Source organism: Paenibacillus sp. S33, assembly GCF_053615415.1.
In genome coordinates, this window is record NZ_JBSIEZ010000001.1 from 4,197,008 (window position 1) to 4,216,713 (window position 19,706).

15 protein-coding genes, 1 tRNA gene and 1 pseudogene are annotated in these 19,706 nt (G+C 46.1%); 2 read left to right on the forward strand and 15 right to left on the reverse strand.

Translation table 11 applies throughout. The annotated features are described in order from the left end of the window. Positions 1-2: 2 nt before the first annotated feature. From hemC to ACWGXJ_RS19150, 14 genes are all read right to left on the reverse strand, one after another. A complete protein-coding gene (gene hemC, locus ACWGXJ_RS19085; protein ID WP_061828815.1) occupies positions 3-929 on the reverse strand; it encodes a hydroxymethylbilane synthase in 927 nt (308 codons plus the stop codon). Position 930: 1 nt separating this feature from the next. Next, on the reverse strand, positions 931-1,578 hold the full coding sequence (locus ACWGXJ_RS19090; RefSeq protein WP_061828816.1) for a precorrin-2 dehydrogenase/sirohydrochlorin ferrochelatase family protein: 648 nt from the start codon (positions 1,576-1,578) through the stop codon (positions 931-933). A gap of 8 nt (positions 1,579-1,586) precedes the next feature. Beyond that, positions 1,587-2,414 carry a cytochrome c biogenesis protein CcsA gene (ccsA, locus tag ACWGXJ_RS19095; RefSeq protein ID WP_061828817.1) on the reverse strand — a complete coding sequence of 276 codons (828 nt, stop codon included), beginning with the start codon at positions 2,412-2,414 and terminating at the stop codon, positions 1,587-1,589. Positions 2,415-2,430: 16 nt separating this feature from the next. After that, entirely contained in the window at positions 2,431-3,825 is a 1,395-nt protein-coding gene (gene hemA, locus ACWGXJ_RS19100) for a glutamyl-tRNA reductase (protein ID WP_069290219.1), read from the reverse strand. Positions 3,826-4,074: 249 nt separating this feature from the next. Further along, the gene (gene speD, locus ACWGXJ_RS19105; RefSeq protein WP_025365654.1) at positions 4,075-4,473 is read right to left on the reverse strand and encodes an adenosylmethionine decarboxylase; all 399 of its coding nucleotides are present in this window, start codon (positions 4,471-4,473) and stop codon (positions 4,075-4,077) included. A 266-nt stretch (positions 4,474-4,739) separates the two neighbouring features. Continuing rightward, positions 4,740-5,327, reverse strand: a complete 588-nt coding sequence (locus tag ACWGXJ_RS19110) for a non-ribosomal peptide synthetase module (RefSeq protein ID WP_452567393.1) — start codon at positions 5,325-5,327, stop codon at positions 4,740-4,742. A gap of 290 nt (positions 5,328-5,617) precedes the next feature. Then, positions 5,618-6,229: a ribosome biogenesis GTP-binding protein YihA/YsxC gene (gene yihA / locus ACWGXJ_RS19115; RefSeq protein ID WP_061828820.1), complete on the reverse strand. Its 612-nt coding sequence runs from the start codon at positions 6,227-6,229 to the stop codon at positions 5,618-5,620. Positions 6,230-6,247: 18 nt separating this feature from the next. Further along, the gene (lon, locus tag ACWGXJ_RS19120; RefSeq protein WP_061828821.1) at positions 6,248-8,584 is read right to left on the reverse strand and encodes an endopeptidase La; all 2,337 of its coding nucleotides are present in this window, start codon (positions 8,582-8,584) and stop codon (positions 6,248-6,250) included. A 110-nt stretch (positions 8,585-8,694) separates the two neighbouring features. Beyond that, positions 8,695-10,422: an ATP-dependent protease LonB gene (gene lonB / locus ACWGXJ_RS19125; RefSeq protein WP_452567394.1), complete on the reverse strand. Its 1,728-nt coding sequence runs from the start codon at positions 10,420-10,422 to the stop codon at positions 8,695-8,697. Positions 10,423-10,636: 214 nt separating this feature from the next. Beyond that, positions 10,637-11,755 carry a flavodoxin-dependent (E)-4-hydroxy-3-methylbut-2-enyl-diphosphate synthase gene (gene ispG / locus ACWGXJ_RS19130; RefSeq protein ID WP_025718670.1) on the reverse strand — a complete coding sequence of 373 codons (1,119 nt, stop codon included), beginning with the start codon at positions 11,753-11,755 and terminating at the stop codon, positions 10,637-10,639. Between the two features lie 110 nt (positions 11,756-11,865). Then, positions 11,866-13,122 (reverse strand): ATP-dependent protease ATP-binding subunit ClpX, encoded by a 1,257-nt coding sequence (gene clpX, locus ACWGXJ_RS19135; RefSeq protein WP_013311623.1) that lies wholly within the window; start codon positions 13,120-13,122, stop codon positions 11,866-11,868. A gap of 12 nt (positions 13,123-13,134) precedes the next feature. Further along, complete coding sequence (gene clpP, locus ACWGXJ_RS19140) at positions 13,135-13,725, reverse strand: ATP-dependent Clp endopeptidase proteolytic subunit ClpP (RefSeq protein WP_016324659.1); 591 nt, start codon at positions 13,723-13,725, stop codon at positions 13,135-13,137. 410 nt (positions 13,726-14,135) lie between these two features. Then, complete coding sequence (tig, locus tag ACWGXJ_RS19145; protein ID WP_028541569.1) at positions 14,136-15,449, reverse strand: trigger factor; 1,314 nt, start codon at positions 15,447-15,449, stop codon at positions 14,136-14,138. A gap of 143 nt (positions 15,450-15,592) precedes the next feature. Further along, positions 15,593-16,501: a hypothetical protein gene (locus ACWGXJ_RS19150; RefSeq protein ID WP_013311626.1), complete on the reverse strand. Its 909-nt coding sequence runs from the start codon at positions 16,499-16,501 to the stop codon at positions 15,593-15,595. A 257-nt stretch (positions 16,502-16,758) separates the two neighbouring features. On the opposite strand from ACWGXJ_RS19150, the gene ACWGXJ_RS19155 reads away from it, so the two are divergent. Together ACWGXJ_RS19155 and ACWGXJ_RS19160 are read left to right on the forward strand one after the other, a co-directional pair. Continuing rightward, positions 16,759-16,832, forward strand: a tRNA-Arg gene (locus ACWGXJ_RS19155). A 405-nt stretch (positions 16,833-17,237) separates the two neighbouring features. Further along, positions 17,238-18,002: an exodeoxyribonuclease III gene (locus tag ACWGXJ_RS19160; protein WP_165179222.1), complete on the forward strand. Its 765-nt coding sequence runs from the start codon at positions 17,238-17,240 to the stop codon at positions 18,000-18,002. Positions 18,003-18,090: 88 nt separating this feature from the next. Here ACWGXJ_RS19160 and ACWGXJ_RS19165 read toward each other — a convergent pair. Continuing rightward, positions 18,091-19,705 (reverse strand): annotated as a pseudogene (locus ACWGXJ_RS19165) (hypothetical protein); the annotation flags it as partial. Between the last annotated feature and the right edge of the window lies 1 nt (position 19,706).

The window sequence follows — 19,706 nt, forward strand, 5'->3', positions numbered from 1 at the left end:
TATCATCCCCTCACCTGCGCAAGAATCTGTTCCGCTCCTTTGGCTATCAAACTGGCCGCCACCGCTTCTCCCAGCTTTTGCGGATCATTTCCCTGGAGCGTTTCCTTCAAAATAACCTCGCCATCTGGCGAGCCTACCATGCCCGTGAGGCTGATTTCTTGACCAGCCCAGACCGCATGAGCCCCGATCGGCACTTGGCACCCCCCATTTAACACGCCTAGAAAGGTTCGTTCTGCCGCAACGGTAGCCGAGGTATCCCGGTCGTTGTAAAGGCGCAGCAAGGCCAATAGCTCTTCATCGCTCGCACGACATTCAATACCTAGCGCTCCCTGCCCAACCGCCGGCAAACAGTCTTCTTCCGGTATATAGGACGTAATTCGCTCTTTCCAGCCCATCCGATGCAAGCCTGCTGCCGCCAAAATGATAGCGTCAAAACCTTCCGTCTCCAGCTTTTTCAGACGGGAATCAATATTACCACGCACAGGCTCCAATTGTAGATCAGGTCGCATGGACTTGATTTGACTGGCTCTGCGCAGGCTGCTCGTGCCCACCTTTGCCCCTTGAGGCAAATCCTCCAGGCTCTTGGCGCCCAATGTGATCAGGCAATCACGTGGGTCCTCACGGCGCGGCACAGCGCCGTTGACAAGCCCTTCCGGCAATTCGGAAGGCATATCCTTCATACTATGTACTGCCATATCAATCTCACCAGCCAGCATGGCCTGTTCAATTTCTTTGACAAAAAGCCCTTTGCCACCCACTTTGGACAAGGTTACATCCAATATTCGATCACCCTTGGTCAGGATTTTCTTCACGACAAATTGCAAATCCATTCCATGCTTCGCGCACAGCGCGTTCAAATCTTCAATGACATGCCCGGTCTGAGTTAACGCCAGCGCACTCTGTCTGCTGCCTACCACAATTGTTCGCATGTTATTCCTCCTGATTTTGCGCAATCCATAGGTCTATTTCTTTTTCGGTCCAAGCCATGAATTCATGACGCCGTATTTGATCCAAAATTCCGCTACTCGCCAAGCGCCTCAGTAGTTTGGTTCTTTGCTGTGGGGAACTTATCTTACGCTTGATGATCTGTCGCATATCGTGCATGAAATCCAGATATGGCTCGTATTCGCTACCAAACAACGTATTCAAAGCTGATGTAATATCAGTGGTCACAGCAGGGCCAGCCCCTTCTGTGGAAATACTAATCGTCAGTCTTCCTCGTCGAATGGTACCCGGCGTTATAAAGTCTCCCTCTTCCGATCGATCCGCCACATTTACCAGTATACCCCTTTGTCTGGCCTCATGCGCAACCTCATAATTCACTTCTCTCTGGTTCGTCGCCGCATATACAAGAAAGGCTCCCTGGAGGTCACCCTCGCGATATACGCGATTTACCCAGTGGAGCTGCTTGTGATCCGCCAGAACCTGTAAATCCGGCGTTATATTCGGGCTAATGACGGTAATGAATGCCCCACTTTCCATCATCCCCTTTACCTTTCGTTCCGCAATCCTACCGCCACCTACAACACAACAGATCTTATTCTTACAATTCAACGAAATCGGGACAAAATGCTGCAAAAGGCTTTTCACTCTCCCGTCCACTGATGAAATACAGACCAGGAATTCAGCAAAAAATTAAGAATCAATAGCGTGTAGCCCACCAATGCCCACTTTGCCATTACTAGCCCTGAACGCTGATTCAATCTTTTGCTCACTAAAAATATAATATACACGCACAAGGCAATCGCTGTCATCAGCACCTTGGTATCTAGCAAGAGACGCCAGCGTTCCTCGGCAATAATAGAAATAACGGCAACTACAATAGAGACTCCCAACAAAGGAGTACCAATCAACAGCGCCATATGCGTATACCGGTCCATCATTTCCAGACTTGGCAGGCGTCTGATCGTGTCATTCCATTTCTTTACTTTCAATTTACGATGCAAAAACAGATATAAGCCCGAAAATACAGCTGCTACCGTCATCGCTACAAAACCAAGATTAGCCAGCGCAATATGAATCAGGAGCAGTCCATGCACGGTATGCCAATTTCCAAGCGGGTTGTCGAGAGGCTCCATCCATATATTGTTGAGCACTAGCACTGCAAAACTAATAATATTAAGCAACAATACCGCAAATTCGGATCGCTGATAACGTGTCAGAATCAAAGAAATCAGTACCAAAATAACTGAGAACAGAAATAGAAAATCGTAGGTCACGAAAATAGGAAGATGCCCTTCATTCCAGGTTCTTATCCCCATATAAGCAAGCTGGAGCACCAGAACAACAACAAGAAGCCCTGTACCTGTCCGTTTAGCATTCGCATTGCGACGAATCCCATCCGAGAATACAAACAGAAGGCTCAGGGCAAAAACATAAATCATTGAATCATATATAAGCATGCCTGAAGCCACTTCTGTTCACCCACCTTTACAGGCTGGCCGGCGCAAACGACGCTGGCAAAGCCTGAGCCTGAACGGTTTTTTCATGAACACCGGCTTCCGGTTTCATTAACGCAGATGCATCGCTTTTATCTACTTTCTGAGCGGCGTCATCCAAACGATCCTCCAGAGCAAAAATGTGGCTAAACATGTCTAGGGCCTCATTTCCCTGCTTTTGGACAGCCAGTTCTTTTACCCGATTGATCGGATCATGCATCATCTGATTCAGCATACTTTTCGTCAAGCGACTAATCACTTTGCGTTGCCGTTCATCCAGCTCGGGAAGCTTATTGAACAAGCTTTCCAACGTATCCTGATGTACAGACTCCGCTTTTTCCTGTAATGCACGAATCACCGGACGCACTCCCATCGTTTTCAACCATTGATAAAACTCGCTAAGCTCATCTTCGATCATATGCTCGATTTTTGTAGCTTCGGTACGGCGCATTTCCAAATTGCTCTCCACGATCCCTTCCAGATCATCAATATCGTACAGGAAAACATTCTGTAATTCACCAATAGCCGGGTCGAGATCACGCGGAACCGCAATATCAATCATAAACAAAGGACGGGACTGTCGACGTTTCATACTTGCTTCAACCCGAGTCCGATCCAAAATATAACCCTGGGCACCTGTCGAACTAATGACAATATCCACATCCGCCAACCGATTCATGCCTTCCTCCATCGTAACCGGCGTCCCATGGAACTTGGAGGCAAGGTCTTCCGCACGGGACAGGGTTCGGTTTGCTACAATAACTTCAGCTGCTCCACCGCTGTACAAATGCTTAACAGTAAGCTCGCTCATTTTACCAGCACCGAGAATCAGTACCTTTTTATCGGTAAACATCCCGAAAATCCGTTTGCCCAGCTCAACTGCTGCATAGCTGACAGATACGGCACTTTCTCCAATAGACGTCTCCGAATGGGCACGCTTGCCCAATGTGACGGCCTGCTTAAACAACATATTAAACCACGTTGCCGTAATTTTCTGGGATTGAGCCTGAAGAAAAGCGTTCTTTACCTGTCCCAAAATTTGTGTTTCTCCGATTACCATAGAATCAAGGCCACAAGTCACACGGAACAAATGCCGAATCGCCTGCTCGTCCTCATATATATATAAATGTTGTGTAAATTGATCACGCGGAATGCCAAACCATTGCTCCATAAAACTGCGTATAAAATAACCGCACATGTGAAGGCGGTCCACCACAACATATATTTCAGTCCGATTGCAGGTTGCGACAACTACGCCCTCCAACACACTTTTGGTAAGTTTGAGTTGTTCCAGCGCTTTTGGCAAATCTTCTTCTGCAAATGTAAAACGCTCTCTGACTTCCACAGGCGCCGTACGATAATTCAACCCAACAACGACGATGTGCATTGCAAATTCACCTGCCTAAACTGTAATAAGAATAACCACTGTTATCATAAACTATGTTAATTATATCACAGAAGTCCGAATGTCCTCCGGCTGTTTTATGAATTGTTTATGAAAATTGGATGGCGTTCATGAATATCTAGCACGTTCTGTAGGATTTGATTTAGTGTAAACCACTTTTAAAACAAATAACCATGGAAATGTTCCATGGTTATAATATAGGACGCACAAATGGCTCCATAAAAGAACGATTTACACCAACTCGGCCAGCTTGCACTCCGGTGATTCCACCTGAAGTTCTCCCAAGCCGCGAATCAGCTTCTTCGCATATGTTTTTTTCGGTTTTAGAACGGATACCAGGTAATCAATAGCTAGCTGCGGATCGACAGTCTCACCGCAAGTATAACAATCAATAGCGGCAAATCCTCTCTCAGGATACGTATGAATAGAGAGATGACTCTCCGACAACAGTACAAGCACGGTAGCTCCCTGTGGTTCGAATTGCTTGGATTGAACGGACATCACCGTAGCTCCGCAAGCTTCAGCTGCTTCAACTAATTGAGCCTCCAAAAACTGCGCATCATTCAGTAATTCAAACTCAACACCCCAAGTATCTACGGCAACGTGTCTTCCGAAAGTTGAGTACTCCAATTCCATCTTTCGGTTCCCCCTTCCTAGGAATAAAATGTTTGAAAAAATTTCATCCGCTAGGACCTACGTCATTCACTTCCCGAGGGAATAACCTCTCGCAACATTCAATGTCCTGAGTGAATCCTGGTTCCTATATTCATTTTCAACGAGATTAAAAATAACATCTATGTGAAGCAAATGCAATCATTTTTTTGAATAAAAAAGCCCCTTTCGGTAAAGAAAGGGACTACACTGCATAACGATTCATTCCATGTATTCATGCCTTATTAAGCTTCCAGTGCAAATAATTTCGAGCAACTCATTCGAAGCTTGTGGTCAATCTGTTCCAACTCCGAGAAAGTACGCGCCAAATTTCGCTGGTCAAGCAACGAATTAATGAGATGATATACGTCTGATATTTCATTTTCGACGTTCTGATGCTGAAAAAGCTGTTGCAGTTCCTGAACCGTATTTTTATATTCAAATACCACCCTGGAGCCTACGGCATTCTTCTCCATAATTTTACGAACCGTACCTTCATTATAAAAATACACCATAGTGAATCCTTGATACATTCGGTAAACGATGCCTTCGCCCTTAAAACGAACAAAAAGTTTGCGTATAAACAGGGTTAGTTGCGGATGAATTAAGCGGCAAGTCAATTCACACACAAACGCTCCCTCTTGGGCTTCAAAAAACAAATGAACTTCCTCACCCGCACTATGCTCCAGAACGATTTCCTGTCTTCCGTTATCTAGAACTTTAATATAGTTATGCACCTGGGGATCATCCACTGCCCGCAAAAATTCGTCCATTTGAGTTTCCGACAAGGTCAAAGTGGTTTTAACATACTCTGTGGCTAACCGCTGAGCCATACCAATCTCCTCAATTCTTTCCTGAACCTATAAGTTTAAGCTTTATGCTTTATTATACATCAGACCTACAACGCTTTTCTTGCACATCAAATCATAAATTTCCGCCATACATCGGAAATAAACGGAAAATGATAGGGTTGAGACTGCATTATACCCCATATCCTCACTCTTCTACTTAAATTCCACGAGTTCCTTTAGTTATTATATATTATTCCCACCATTTTAGTGAGTTTAATATTTTGTGAAGCCCGAATCATGAAAAAAGGACGCCCTCAAGGACGTCCCTAACCTTACAATTCCGTCTGCTCTTCGTCGTCATTCTCTATATAGCTGGAGATGACAGACCACAGCTCTTCCTTGCCCATACCTTCTTCGGATGAAAAGGGGATAAACAATCCCCCGGGAAGTATTCCGAGTTCCTGCTTGATTACCTTATAATGCTTTTCTCGCCGCGTTTTAGGGATTTTATCTGCCTTAGTGCCTACAACGCAGACTGGAAGCCCGTGATGGCGCAGCCAATCGTGCATCATGATATCGTCCTTGGACGGCGGATGGCGCAAATCTACCATTTGAAGCACCAGCTTAAGTGGCTCACGCTCCAGCAAATAAGACTCAATCATCTGCCCCCAAGCCTTGCGGGACGTTTTGGATACTTTGGCATAACCGTAACCGGGAAAATCGACAAAATAAAGATCATCATTAATCCGGTAATAATTGAGTTGCTGGGTTTTACCTGGCGTAGAACTGGTACGCGCCAAATTTTTACGGTTAATCAACCGATTAATCAGTGAAGACTTTCCTACATTGGAGCGCCCCGCCAGAGCAATCTCTGGCAAAGCGTCCACAGGAAACTGATCGGGGCCAACCGCACTTATTATAAATTCTGCTTTTGTTACTTTCATTGTGTTCTTAATTCCTCTCTAATGTACCCTTGCCTGCTCAACCAAAGCATGCTTTAGCACCTGATCCATATGGGCAACGGGGACAAATTCAACATCCTGCCGGATACTGTCGGGAATATCCTTCAAATCCCGTTCATTATCTTTGGGAAGCAGAATTTTTTTGTAGCCTGCCCGATGGGCAGCCAGCGACTTCTCTTTCAAACCACCAATCGGCAATACTCGGCCGCGCAAAGTAATTTCGCCCGTCATAGCTACATCCTTGGATACATGACGGTTGGTCAAAGCTGAAATTAATGCGGTAGCAATAGTAATTCCCGCAGATGGACCATCCTTCGGAATCGCACCCTCAGGAATATGAATGTGGATATCATTTTTCTCATAAAAGTCCAGTTCAATGCCCAGATCAACTGCTTTGGAACGAGTGTAGCTGAATGCCGCCTGGGCAGATTCCTTCATAACGTCTCCCAATTTACCCGTAAGAATCAGTTTACCACTACCAGGTACGACCGTCACTTCAATCATCAGTGTTTCACCACCGACCTCTGTCCATGCCAAGCCTGTAACCGTACCGATCTGATCCTCCAGTTCTGCAACACCGTAACGGAATTTAGCGATACCCAGATAATCCTTCAGATTATCCGGTGTGATTTGAATCGGCCCTTCGCCACCAGATACAACGGACTTCGCTGCCTTGCGGCACAGAGAAGCCATTTGCTGTTCTAGATTCCGCACACCGGATTCACGGGTATATTCACGAATGACACGCAGGAGCGTATCCTCCCCGATGACCAACTGTTCCTCGTTCAAGCCATGCTCTCTCTTCTGCTTGGGCAATAGGTACCGGTTGGCGATTTCCAGCTTCTCCAATTCGGTGTAGCCTGGAATATAGAGTGTCTCCATACGGTCCATTAGCGGACGCGGGATGTTGTGTGCAGCATTGGCTGTCGTTACAAACATCACATTGGACAGATCAAACGGCAGCTCGACAAAATGGTCACTGAACGTATTGTTTTGTTCAGGATCAAGCACTTCGAGCAATGCTGCCGATGGATCCCCCCGAAAATCGGAAGCCATTTTATCAATCTCATCCAGCAAAAATACCGGATTAGACGTTCCTGCGGTCTTCATCCCTTGAATGATCCGCCCCGGCATCGCGCCAACATAAGTCCGGCGGTGACCACGGATTTCCGCTTCATCCCGCACACCTCCCAGAGAAATGCGAACAAATTCCCGACCCATGGATTTGGCAATCGAACGGGCCAACGAGGTCTTGCCGACCCCTGGCGGGCCTACGAGACACAGAATCGGTCCCTTAATGGTCTTCACCAGCTTGCGCACAGCCAAATACTCCAATACACGTTCCTTGGGTTTATCGAGTCCGTAGTGGTCGTTATTGAGTACCTCTTCCGCTTTGACGATATCCAGGTCATCATCGGTAAACTTGTTCCACGGCAAGCTTAACAACCAATCAACATAATTACGGATGACGCCACCCTCGGCAGAGCTTGCCGGCATTTTTTCCAGACGATCGATTTCCTTTTCGACCTTCTCCTTCACCGGAACAGGTAGCTCCAGTTCACTTAGCTGGTTGCGCAGTTCTTCAACTTCTCCTGCGCGGCCTTCCTTCTCGCCAAGTTCCTTTTGAATCGCCTTCATTTGTTCACGCAGATAATACTCCTTCTGCGTCTTCTCCATTTGCTTCTTCACACGCTGGTTGATTTTACGTTCCAGCTCCAGTACTTCACGCTCATTGTTCAAAATATCCAGAAGCTTCTCCAGACGCTGAGTAACGTCGACCGTCTCCAGTATATCCTGCTTTTCCTTAATTTTGAGCGTTAGATGGCTTGTGATCACGTCTGCAAGCCGTCCCGGCTCCTCAATATCGGATACCGCAGCGAGAGTCTCCGGTGTTACCTTTTTGGACAAGTTGATATAATGCTCGAACTGAGTTAATACAGTGCGCATAAGCGCATCCGTCTCAGGCTGTACGTTTTCTGCCTCGTGCAGCTCCTTCGCCATTACCTCGTAATATTCTTCATTGTCCGTATATTGAATAATCTCGGCGCGTTCCAGCCCTTCCACCAATACTCGAATAGTTCCATTAGGAAGCTTGAGCATCTGGCGTACCTTGGCTACCGTGCCGACTCGAAAGATGTCCTCTTGTGTGGGTTCTTCAATATTTACTTCTGATTGAGAACACAGGAGAATCAAATTGTCTTCAACCATCGCTTTTTCCAAAGCCTTGACCGATTTTTCCCGGCCCACATCGAGATGCAGAACCATGCTCGGGTAGACCAGAAGTCCTCTTAAAGGCAGCAAAGGAAAACGACGACCTTTTGTCTTGGTGGGTCCCATCGCTTTCGCACCTCCAGTGATTCTCAGGTTCCGGATTTTACAATCCTCACGTTGTTATCTTTCATATTTTATCAAATGTTTTATGAAAAAACCAATGAAAGGGTGGTTCATCAGCAAGATCCTGTATCTGATATCGTCCCGTTATGCGTTCCATCAGCCTGTAACAAGGAAGATTGGGATGAGCGAAAAGTCTCAATTGGCGCATGCACAGGCAAATCTGACGTCATCTCTTCCCCAAACACATGTCGGAACACTTCGGTAACCGACTGTACAGGAATGACTTTTAAACCCTCAATACCGTCAAAAAGAGCTTGCCAGTTGTCCTGCGGAATGATCACCTTTTTGGCTCCAGCCTGAAAAGCGGCTTCAACCTTGGCTAATACACCACCAATCGGTTTGACACGACCATGGATGCTAACTTCGCCAGTCATAGCAATTTCATGATCCACCGGAATTCCCCGCATCGCGGAAGCAATGGCTGTTGCCATTGCAATTCCTGCGGACGGGCCATCTACTGGCGTACCCCCAGGGAAATTGATATGCAAATCGTAATTCGATGGAGATAATCCGAGCGTACGCAAAACGGTTAAAACATTTTCCACAGAACCTTTAGCCATGCTCTTACGGCGCAGCGTGCGGGACCCACCTCCAATTTCTTCCTCATCCACGACCCCCGTAATATTATAAATTCCCTTTCCCTCAGGAACCGGAACTGCTGTAACTTCAATTTCCAGCAGCATCCCCATGTTCGGGCCATATACAGCTAATCCGTTAACGAATCCGATTTGCGGCAAGCCCGGTATTTTTCGGTCAGGACGTGGTTGAATTTGACTGCTGCCCGCTACCCATTCCACGTCGGAAGCATTGAGACGCTCCCTTTTCTCGGTAAGTGCCAAACCAGCAGCCAGCTGGATCATATTGACCGCTTCCCGACCGTTCGTTGCGTAACGCTGTACAACTTCTACCGCCTCAGGGCAAGGGCCAAAGCCTAGCTTGTGGACAGCATCCTCTGCAATACGAGCAATCTCTTGTGGCTGCAAGGCACGGAAATAAATCTCCATGCACCGGGAGCGAATCGCAGGTGGCAGTTCATGCGGCGAACGGGTCGTCGCACCTACCAAACGAAAATCGGCTGGCAAACCGTTTTGGAAAATATCGTGGATATAAGCAGGAGTGTTCGAATCTTCCGAGTTGTAATACGCACTCTCCAAAAACACCTTGCGATCCTCCAGTACTTTCAACAGTTTATTCATCTGCGTTGGATGCAGCTCACCAATCTCATCAATGAACAGCATACCCCCATGCGCCTTCGTCACAGCTCCGGGCTTAGGCTGCGGGATTCCCGCCACCCCCATCGCTCCTGCCCCTTGATAGATTGGATCATGCACTGAACCTATCAGCGGGTCCGCAATACCGCGCTCGTCAAAGCGGGCCGTCGTAGCATCAATCTCCGTGAATTTGGCATCTCCCTTGAACGGGGAGGACAGATTCTTCTTAGCCTCTTCCAGCACCACGCGTGCAGCAGCCGTCTTCCCTACACCCGGCGGGCCATAAATAATGACATGCTGCGGATTCGCACTACATAACGCTGCCTTGAGTGCGCGCAGTCCGTCCTTCTGACCCACGATATCCTGTAATGTGGCAGGACGTGTGCGTTCAGCCAATGGCTTAGTAAGTGAAATAGAACGCAATTTGCGCAGCTTATCCAATTCCTTGCGGGATTCCCGATCCACCGCACTACGGTTCGTTTTCTGGCTCCGCAGGAGGTTCCAGAAATACAGACCAATAACAATCCCGAAAAACATTTGCACCAATAACAATATCATAGTCAAGTCCATCGTATTTCCTCCGTTTCTCATCTCAGCAATTTGAAAAATGCCGCTCTATGAAAAACAGTATTTCCTTTTCCGCGATAGCTAAACGGCGGTCTTTCAAAAGATCAGAGAGAAATACAAAAACACCGTGAAGAACAGTTCTGTAGCAGAGCTGCTCTCCACGGCGTTTAAATGATGACAATAGATTATGACTATGCCTCTTTATATACTGCTTTGCCTACACCTTCTCGGCGGTATGACGTTCTTCACGTCCAGGGATTTTCCCTGTTTCCTCATAAGCCTTGACGATGATATCAATTTCTTTTTTCAATTCGTCCACCATATCAGCCTCTGGTACTTTGCGAATCATTTTTCCATAACGGAACAAAAGGCCTTCACCGCGTGCCCCAGCAATTCCGATATCAGCTTCCTTCGCTTCACCCGGGCCATTTACTGCACAACCCAGTACTGATACTTTAATCGGTACCTTGAGTTTTGCAATGTAGTCCTCCACCTCGTTGGCAATAGAGAACAGATCTATATCCAGACGTCCACAAGTCGGACAAGAAATCAGTGTAGCTGCGTTTGTGATCAATCCAAATGTCTTGAGCAACTCACGTGCTACCTTCACTTCTTCCACCGGATCGGCACTGAGCGAAATACGCATTGTAGAGCCGATGCCTGAGGCCAGCAAAGCGCCCATACCTGCCGCGCTTTTAACCGTACCAGTAAAGAGCGTACCCGCTTCGGTAATACCCAGATGGAGCGGATACTTAATAATTTCAGCGGCCTTCGTATAAGCTGCAATCGCCATAGGAACATCAGACGCCTTCAGTGACACGATAATGTCATGGAAATCAAGTTCTTCCAGTATCCCGATATGATACAGTGCACTTTCTACCATCGCTTCTGGCGTAGGGTAGCCATACTTATCCAGTAAATGCTGTTCCAGTGACCCGGCGTTCACACCAATCCGAATCGGAATCCCTTTTTCCTTACATGCCTTCACGACAGCTTCCACTTTTTCACGTCGTCCAATGTTACCTGGATTAATGCGAACCTTATCAATTCCATTTTCAATTGCCAGTAGAGCCAGCTTGTGATTAAAGTGAATATCTGCAACCAACGGAATATGAATCCGTTTTTTTATTTCCTTAATGGCAGCGGCAGCTTCCTCATTGTTGACGGTAACCCGCACCAGTTGACATCCAGCTTCTTCCAAGCGAAGAATCTCGGCTACAGTCGCTTCTACATCTGCTGTTTTGGTTGTACACATACTTTGGATGATGACTTCATTGCTGCCGCCAATCGTCAGATTCCCGACTTTAACGGGACGTGTGTCTTGTCTTAAGAACATGTACTTTTCTCTCCCATTAACGCCAAACCTCCACCCCTTAAAACCTCATACAGGTTTAGTGAAGTGGAGATCCGGCTTCTCATGTTTTAGAGATCGCGAAGTATCAATCCTTAGGCGCTCTCTTCTTGTTTTTTATCCTTATCTGTACCACCGAGTTCCGGTGCAATTTTGTCTTTTACAACCTGCTCATTGATGACGCAAGTAGTCACATCCTCACGGGAAGGAACCTCATACATTACGTCCAGCATAATACCTTCGATGATCGCACGAAGGCCACGGGCACCCGTGTTACGCTTGATCGCTTCGCGAGCAATGGCTTCCAGAGCATCTTGCTTAAACTCCAGTTGCACATTATCCAGCTCAAGCAGCTTCTGGTATTGCTTGGTTAACGCATTTTTCGGTTCGGACAGAATACGAACCAATGTGTTCTCATCAAGCGGCTCCAGCGTAGAAATTACTGGCAAGCGTCCTACAAATTCCGGAATCAGGCCGAATTTCAAAAGATCCTCAGGCAATACCATTGAAGTATATTCGCCTGGTTTCAGATCTTTTTGTTCGCTAGTAGCGTTGAAGCCGATAACCTTTTTACCGATACGGCGTTTGATCATTTGCTCCAGACCATCAAAGGCACCACCGCAAATAAACAGGATATTCGTGGTGTCAATTTGAATGAACTCTTGATGTGGATGCTTGCGACCGCCTTGCGGAGGTACAGAAGCAACTGTGCCTTCCAAAATCTTAAGCAACGCCTGCTGTACACCTTCACCCGATACGTCACGCGTAATGGACGGGTTTTCGGATTTGCGGGCTACTTTATCAATTTCGTCAATGTAGATAATGCCGCGTTCGGCTTTTTCCACATCATAATCGGCAGCTTGAATCAGTTTCAACAAAATATTTTCAACGTCTTCACCCACATAACCTGCTTCCGTAAGGGAAGTGGCATCTGCGATAGCAAAAGGAACGTTCAAAATTTTAGCCATGGTTTGCGCAAGCAACGTTTTACCCGAACCTGTAGGTCCAAGCATCAAAATGTTACTTTTTTGCAGTTCCACATCATCAATTTTGTTTTGAGTATTAATACGTTTGTAGTGATTATATACCGCTACAGACAACGATTTTTTCGCTTGATCCTGACCAATGACATATTGGTCCAGAATGTCACGGATTTGCATTGGTTTCGGAATGTCTTTCAGATCTACTTCTTCTTCATGACCCAATTCCTCTTCTACAATCTCCGTGCACAACTCAATGCATTCGTCACATATATATACGCCCGGTCCAGCAACAAGCTTGCGAACCTGATCCTGAGATTTACCACAGAAAGAACATTTCAATTGTCCTTTTTCATCATTAAATTTAAACATAGAGCCACCCCTTTACAGATTAATCGGTTTAGACAGCACCTGGTCAATGATACCGTATGCTTTTGCCTCTTCCGCTTCCATGAAGAAATCCCGGTCAGTATCACGTTCGATTTTTTCGAGGGGCTGACCCGTACGCTCTACATAGATTTGATTCAGCTTAGCACGTGTTTTGATAATCCAGTCCGCATGAATCAGCATATCGGAGGCTTGCCCTTGAATGCCACCGAGCGGCTGATGGATCATGACTTCACTGTTGGTAAGCGCGTATCTCTTGCCTGGCGCACCCGCTGTGAGCAGCAACGAACCCATACTTGCAGCCATGCCTACACAGATCGTCGATACGTCCGGCTTAATGAATTGCATTGTATCATATATACCCATGCCCGCAGTTACAGAACCGCCTGGCGAGTTAATGTACAAATTAATATCCTTCTCTGGATCTTCCGCAGAAAGGAACAATAACTGTGCAATGACGAGATTGGCGACATCGTCATCAATCGGGCCACTTAGGAAAATAATACGATCCTTAAGCAACCGCGAGTAAATATCGTAAGATCGTTCTCCTCGATTCGTTTGTTCCACAACCATAGGGACGAGACTCATCACGACCAACCTCTTTTCTTTATTAAAATGAACACCTGTATTCATCCGCTTCCTTATGTCCCATTAAAACGGAAGCAGCAAGCATGAAACGTGAACACCTTACAAAATATTTTAACATGTTCAGAGTCTCGTGTCATATTTGCATGCGCTCATATATGCAGTGCGGGCTGTTTACAGTACACTCTGCCGAGACCTTCTCATATTTAACCATGTTTCGTATGTATGTGCAAATATACGGTAGTGACTTATGTAAAACAAAAAACACGACTCACAGCACTTTCCATAAACGACTAAAATTTGGGTTACCAAAGGTAAAAATAAGGCACGTAACTTTCACTACGTGCCTTATCCCTATCTAATTGCTACGTTGCAGCTTGTTACAGCATACTCCGTATATTTTATCGTCTGAATTATTCAGCAGCTTCAACTGGCGCTTCTACTTCTTTGCTGTTTTCCACCAACAAAGCAATCGTTTTGCGCAGTGAAATTTCTTCTTTCAGGTTAGCGAACGAGCCGTTACCTTCCAGAATGCTGCGGATTTCCTCAACTGAACGTTTGTAAGCTTCAGCCATGTTTTTCAGTTCTTCATCAATTTCCGCTTCGGAAACTTCGATGTTTTCTGCTTTAGCCACTTGCTCCAGCACGAGGTTGTTACGTACGCGCTTCTCAGCATCAGCTTTCATTTGCTCTTCCAGGTCTTCCTTGCTTTGACCAGAGAATCCGAGGAACATTTCAAGGTTCATACCTTGGCTACGCAAACGGTTGTCGAAATCGCGAACCATGTTTTGCACTTCGCTCTTCACCATTGCTTCAGGAATGTCGATTGTTGCATTCTCAGCAACTTTCTCCACTACAGCACCCTCGCGGGCTGCTTTAGCTTCGTTTTCCTTACGATCCAACAATTGCTTTTTCAAGTCTTCCTTGAATTCAGCCAGTGTGTCAAATTCGCTTACATCTTTAGCAAATTCATCGTCCAGTTCAGGAAGAACTTTGCGTTTCAGTTCGTGAACTTTCACTTTGAATACCGCTTGTTTGCCAGCGAGGTCAGCAGAATGGTAGTTCTCAGGGAACGTTACTTCAACGTCCTTGGAATCGCCAGTGTGCAAACCAACCACTTGCTCTTCAAAACCAGGGATAAATGTGTTAGAGCCCAGTTCCAAAGAATACTTCTCAGCTTGTCCGCCTTCGAATGGTACACCATCCACGGAACCGTCGAAGTCAATAATAGCTGTATCACCGGATTGAGCAGCATCTTCATCAACGACAACCAATTCAGCATGACGTTGTTGCAGGCGCTCCAGTTCTTGAGCCAGTTCTTCGTCGCTTACTTCGAGTTTGCTTACAGGCACTTCTACGCCTTTGTAATCGCCCAAAGTCACTTCAGGTTTAACAGTAACCTTTGCTTTGAATTTGAAAGATTCGCCTTTAGCAAATTGGTCAATTTCAACGTCAGGGCTGTCAACCGGGAAGATGTCTGTTTGCTCTACAGCTTGGCTGTAAGCTTCTGGCAACAGGATGTCAATTGCATCCTGGTACAGACTTTCAATACCATAGCGTTTTTCAAAGATAGGACGTGGTACTTTACCTTTACGGAATCCTGGTACACTTACTTGTTTTGCCACTTTATTAAAAGCTTTGTCGAGTGCAGCGGCTACACGATCCGCGTCAACCTCAACTTCAAGAACCCCAAGGTTCTTCTCTATTTTCTCCCAAGTTGCTTTCATTTTATGCTTTCCCCTCCAACAAAATCTTCACTTAGTTTTCATTACAATCAACGCACACAAAATAACCACTATAGTATATCTAACATTACTGTCTTTTTCAAGAGCAGCCCTTTGAATGCTTCACAGGTAAACGTTTCCGGTCATTAAGGAGTGTTCATTCCCGCCGCTACGAATAGTCGCATCGACCGATACGCCTGCTCAAAACGGAAGCGAAGGGCATCTGTAATGCCATATATAGCACGGGTTTCTTCCTCATTATTATTTCCGTTCAAACTTTCTGAAACCGTCTGATGGAGTGCTGCAGCCCAAATATCCGGCATTCCGTCCTCTTCCACCAACATTGATCTATAATCTTTCGTACCGTATACTGCCATCACAAACTGTGACCACAGCTCCTGTGCAAAATAGAATAGTGTAGGCTCGTGCACCTCAGTCTGATCGGCCACCCGTTCCAAAATACGCATAATCGACTCTGGAAAATCACCTGGCTGTAACGGAACCGTTTCAATGTCGATTTCCGCTTGTTCATCACCCCGTCTGATTTCTATCGTCCCTTCCATTCCGCGTCGTCGCATTGTCTGTAGAACACGGAATTGAAGTAAAGGATGGATTTCCCGTTCCGTAATCCAGCGAAGCAAGGCATCGTCGATTTCTGGCAGTTCCAGATAGGACAACTGCTCCAACGCTAAAATCGTCTGTTCGGATAAGGGTTCATCCATAGCCATCCGCAACAGCTTGTTGCCGTAGCCTGCATCCTGCTCCTGCTTAAAGCGTGCATGACGGCGAGCTAACTCTACTTCACTGACTTCTTCTTCCACAGCGTCCGTTACCGCCCCGCTGTCAGCGTACTGTGGAAATGCAGCTTCCAGCCATTGTAATAGAGCGTTCCATTCATCGTATTGCTTCTGCTCCTGTCCCTGACACTGCATTAAAAAACGCAGCATCGCCATCGCCTCTCCGTAACGTTCGTTTTCAAGCATCACAGTAAGTTGAATTTGATAATAGTCCAGTGTCTTCGGAAACAATACAATATTATTTTCTTTTGTCGTCACCTTGGAGTCCTTTATTCAAGGCACCCCCTCTCCTTCGCAAGCTCAAGTATTTGTAGATTATATGAGAAACAGTAGCCGAAGTCCAACCACTCGTCTTACACATATTCACCTGTATTCTAACATACCCTTTTATAAGGCAAAAAAAACTACGTCTACTCAGAATTTATGCTGTATAAAGCCTAAATAAGCGATATATGCAAAATAAGACTTGAATTTCTTTTATCCATATGATATATTAATATTCGCTTGAATTTTATGTCCCAGTAGCTCAGCTGGATAGAGCAACGGCCTTCTAAGCCGTCGGTCGGGGGTTCGAATCCCTCCTGGGACGTCATAACAAGAAGCTTCCATAATGGAGGCTTTTTTTGTTCTCATGAGATAAACCACGGGGGAACGTCGGGTCATCGCTATCGTTAGCCTATACTTCGCAGCCGACCATAGGGAGAGTATCTCTCTTGATAAATTACACCAAAAATAGCTTCCGCAAGGGAGCTTTTTTTCATTATAAATAATGTAGAAAGATTAGTCTGCCCAACGCTACTTTAGGCGCTGGTTTCAAGTCTCTACTCTTTCAAAAAAACGCAGAAATTGCTATCATCTATCATGTTGCACCATTTCAGGACCATTTTGATGAAAAACCTTTGAAGTCCAGTTAGAAGATATTTATAAGCTTATGTCAACAAAGGACACACAAATCACATCGCTTGACCGCGTGAATTAGCAAGGAGATTAACAAATGAAATTAATATCTTGGAATGTAAACGGCTTAAGAGCCTGTGTGACCAAAGGGTTTTATACTTATCTAAAAGAAACAAATGCCGATATTTTTTGCGTACAGGAAACGAAGCTTCAAGAAGGCCAAATCCTCATGGAGAACATGGAGGAATACACACAATACTGGAATTACGCTGAGAAAAAAGGATATTCCGGCACGGCTATTTTCACCAAAATCAAGCCGCTCTCTGTGCATTATGGACTTGAGGAAAACGAAGAACCAGAGGGCCGAACCATAACTCTGGAATTCGAAAAATTTTATCTCGTCAATGTGTACACACCGAATACCAAACGGGACTTATCCCGACTGCCCTACAGACTGGAATGGGAAGACCGTTTTCGCAGCTACCTGCAACAACTGGATGCTTTGAAGCCTGTCATCGTTTGTGGAGACTTGAACGTAGCTCATCAGGAGATCGACCTCAAAAATGCCAAAGCTAACTACGGAAATGCCGGATTCACGCCTGAGGAACGGGAACGCATGTCACAGCTGCTAGACGCCGGATTTATAGATACCTTCAGATCCTTTTATCCTGACCGAACGGATGTTTATTCCTGGTGGTCCTACATGCCAAAGGTGAGAGAAAGAAATATCGGCTGGCGGATTGATTACTTCCTCGTCTCGGAGAGACTTCGTCCGCTTTTGATGGATGCGAGCATTGATTGTCATATTACAGGCAGTGACCACTGCCCTGTGATATTGGATTTGCAAGATATTTCAGCATAGGCCCCCCCTGTCCTGACACAAGGATTTATGAAACCTTAAAAAGCCGTTATGCTCTGTTATGGCAGCATGACGGCTTTAATTAATGGAGCTATGCCCCCAAGTATACCTCGATACGAGAAATCAACCGCTCTCTCACATCTTGCGCTTCTTTTTGATCTAATACAGCCTGGCATATCGTCTTCTTTTCGCCACTGACGTAATGCAGTACATATTGGGTCACTCTGCATTCCGGTGCATAAGTATCCTTACGATCCGTATTAAAATAGGTCACCTGGCAGCTTCCGAGAAAACAGAAAGATAGCTCACCTGTAGCTGTGAACAGCCAGCCTGGCAGCTTGGGCTCCAGCCTCAAGGATAGGCCCCTATGATCGTTGCCAAACGGCTGCCCCGCCAGACTTTCATTCACCTTATACATACCCACCTTCCTGTCGTTAAGCCCACTCTGCCTGATTTGCCGATATAGCTCCTGCCCATTTACAATGTCGCCAACCACTTTCATAGCCCGGGTCGGTCCCTCTAGAAAATATGGTGTATCCTTACGTTCGAAGGAATGTATGTTTACGAGCTTGCCCCCGCAGTCATCCTCCTGTACCTCGAATTCTCTGGCTTCATAATAAAAGAAGGAAATTCGTGACCAGAAGCTGTAATCCTTACTTTCATCCCTGCAATCAGCCTCATCCGAATCGTGGTAGTATTCCTCCATTGCGAGCTTCAGCTGTTGGATCAACTTAGCAACTTCTCGCGGCAACCGTAGCACAGAATCGCCCGAAAGCTTCACCTGTGCATGTATTAAAAATCTTACAAGTCGCTGTAATTCACACAGTTCACTGAATCCAGAAGCAAACAGCCCCGGAAGTCCGTTCATGGAATCATTCCATCCCGGCTTGCCCGCCTCCATCTCAATTCCCAAGCCCTCCGGGTCCAGCGTGGACAGCTTGATGGCTGCCAATGACAGCAGCTTTTCATATAAATGTTACAAACGTCTCAACCGTTTGCTTTAGCGCGATGTTGTCATGAATGATATGTTGAATCAGCTCACCCGGGGTGAACGACGATTGAAAAAAAGCACGCAAAGACGAATGATCTGCCACCTGTCCCAGCAACGGTTCCAGCTCTCGTATTTGAAAGCTACACCCCTTTACAACAAGCGGATTATAGCCGTCCGGCTGAATCAGGCTCATAAACAAACGGATATTGAAATCTCCTATGCCGGGGTTAAACCACACATCATTTCTCCGGTTCTGGTTTGCATCGCGAAAATTACCATTTCCTTGAGAATAATATCCCGCCTGGAGCTTAAAGAAATTATAGTCCCGTTCCAGATCCCCATGCTTGCGTGAAAATACATGATATACAAATGGTTGCTCAGTGCTGTTGTCCAGCAGCAATGGATAACCACCACGTAACAGGTTATCCAGATAGTTCTGACGGCAGTATTCGTCAAATAACGGAATGGATGTCCGCGTTGCCATTTCATCCGTCAACTCTTCGATCAACGCTTTGGCTTCCTCCGCCTTCCGCTCGATATAAGGCATGGTTGCGATTTCCGTAATCCGTTCATTGATAGAGTGAATATCATTCACATGCCCGATGATCGTACAATGATTGACGGCAGTACCTGCTGCTAGTCGTGCTGTGTAGCCGCTAAACCCACAAGGCACTTTATTCGTCGTCACAGGCTGCTGTGAAACCAAGTCTTCGACG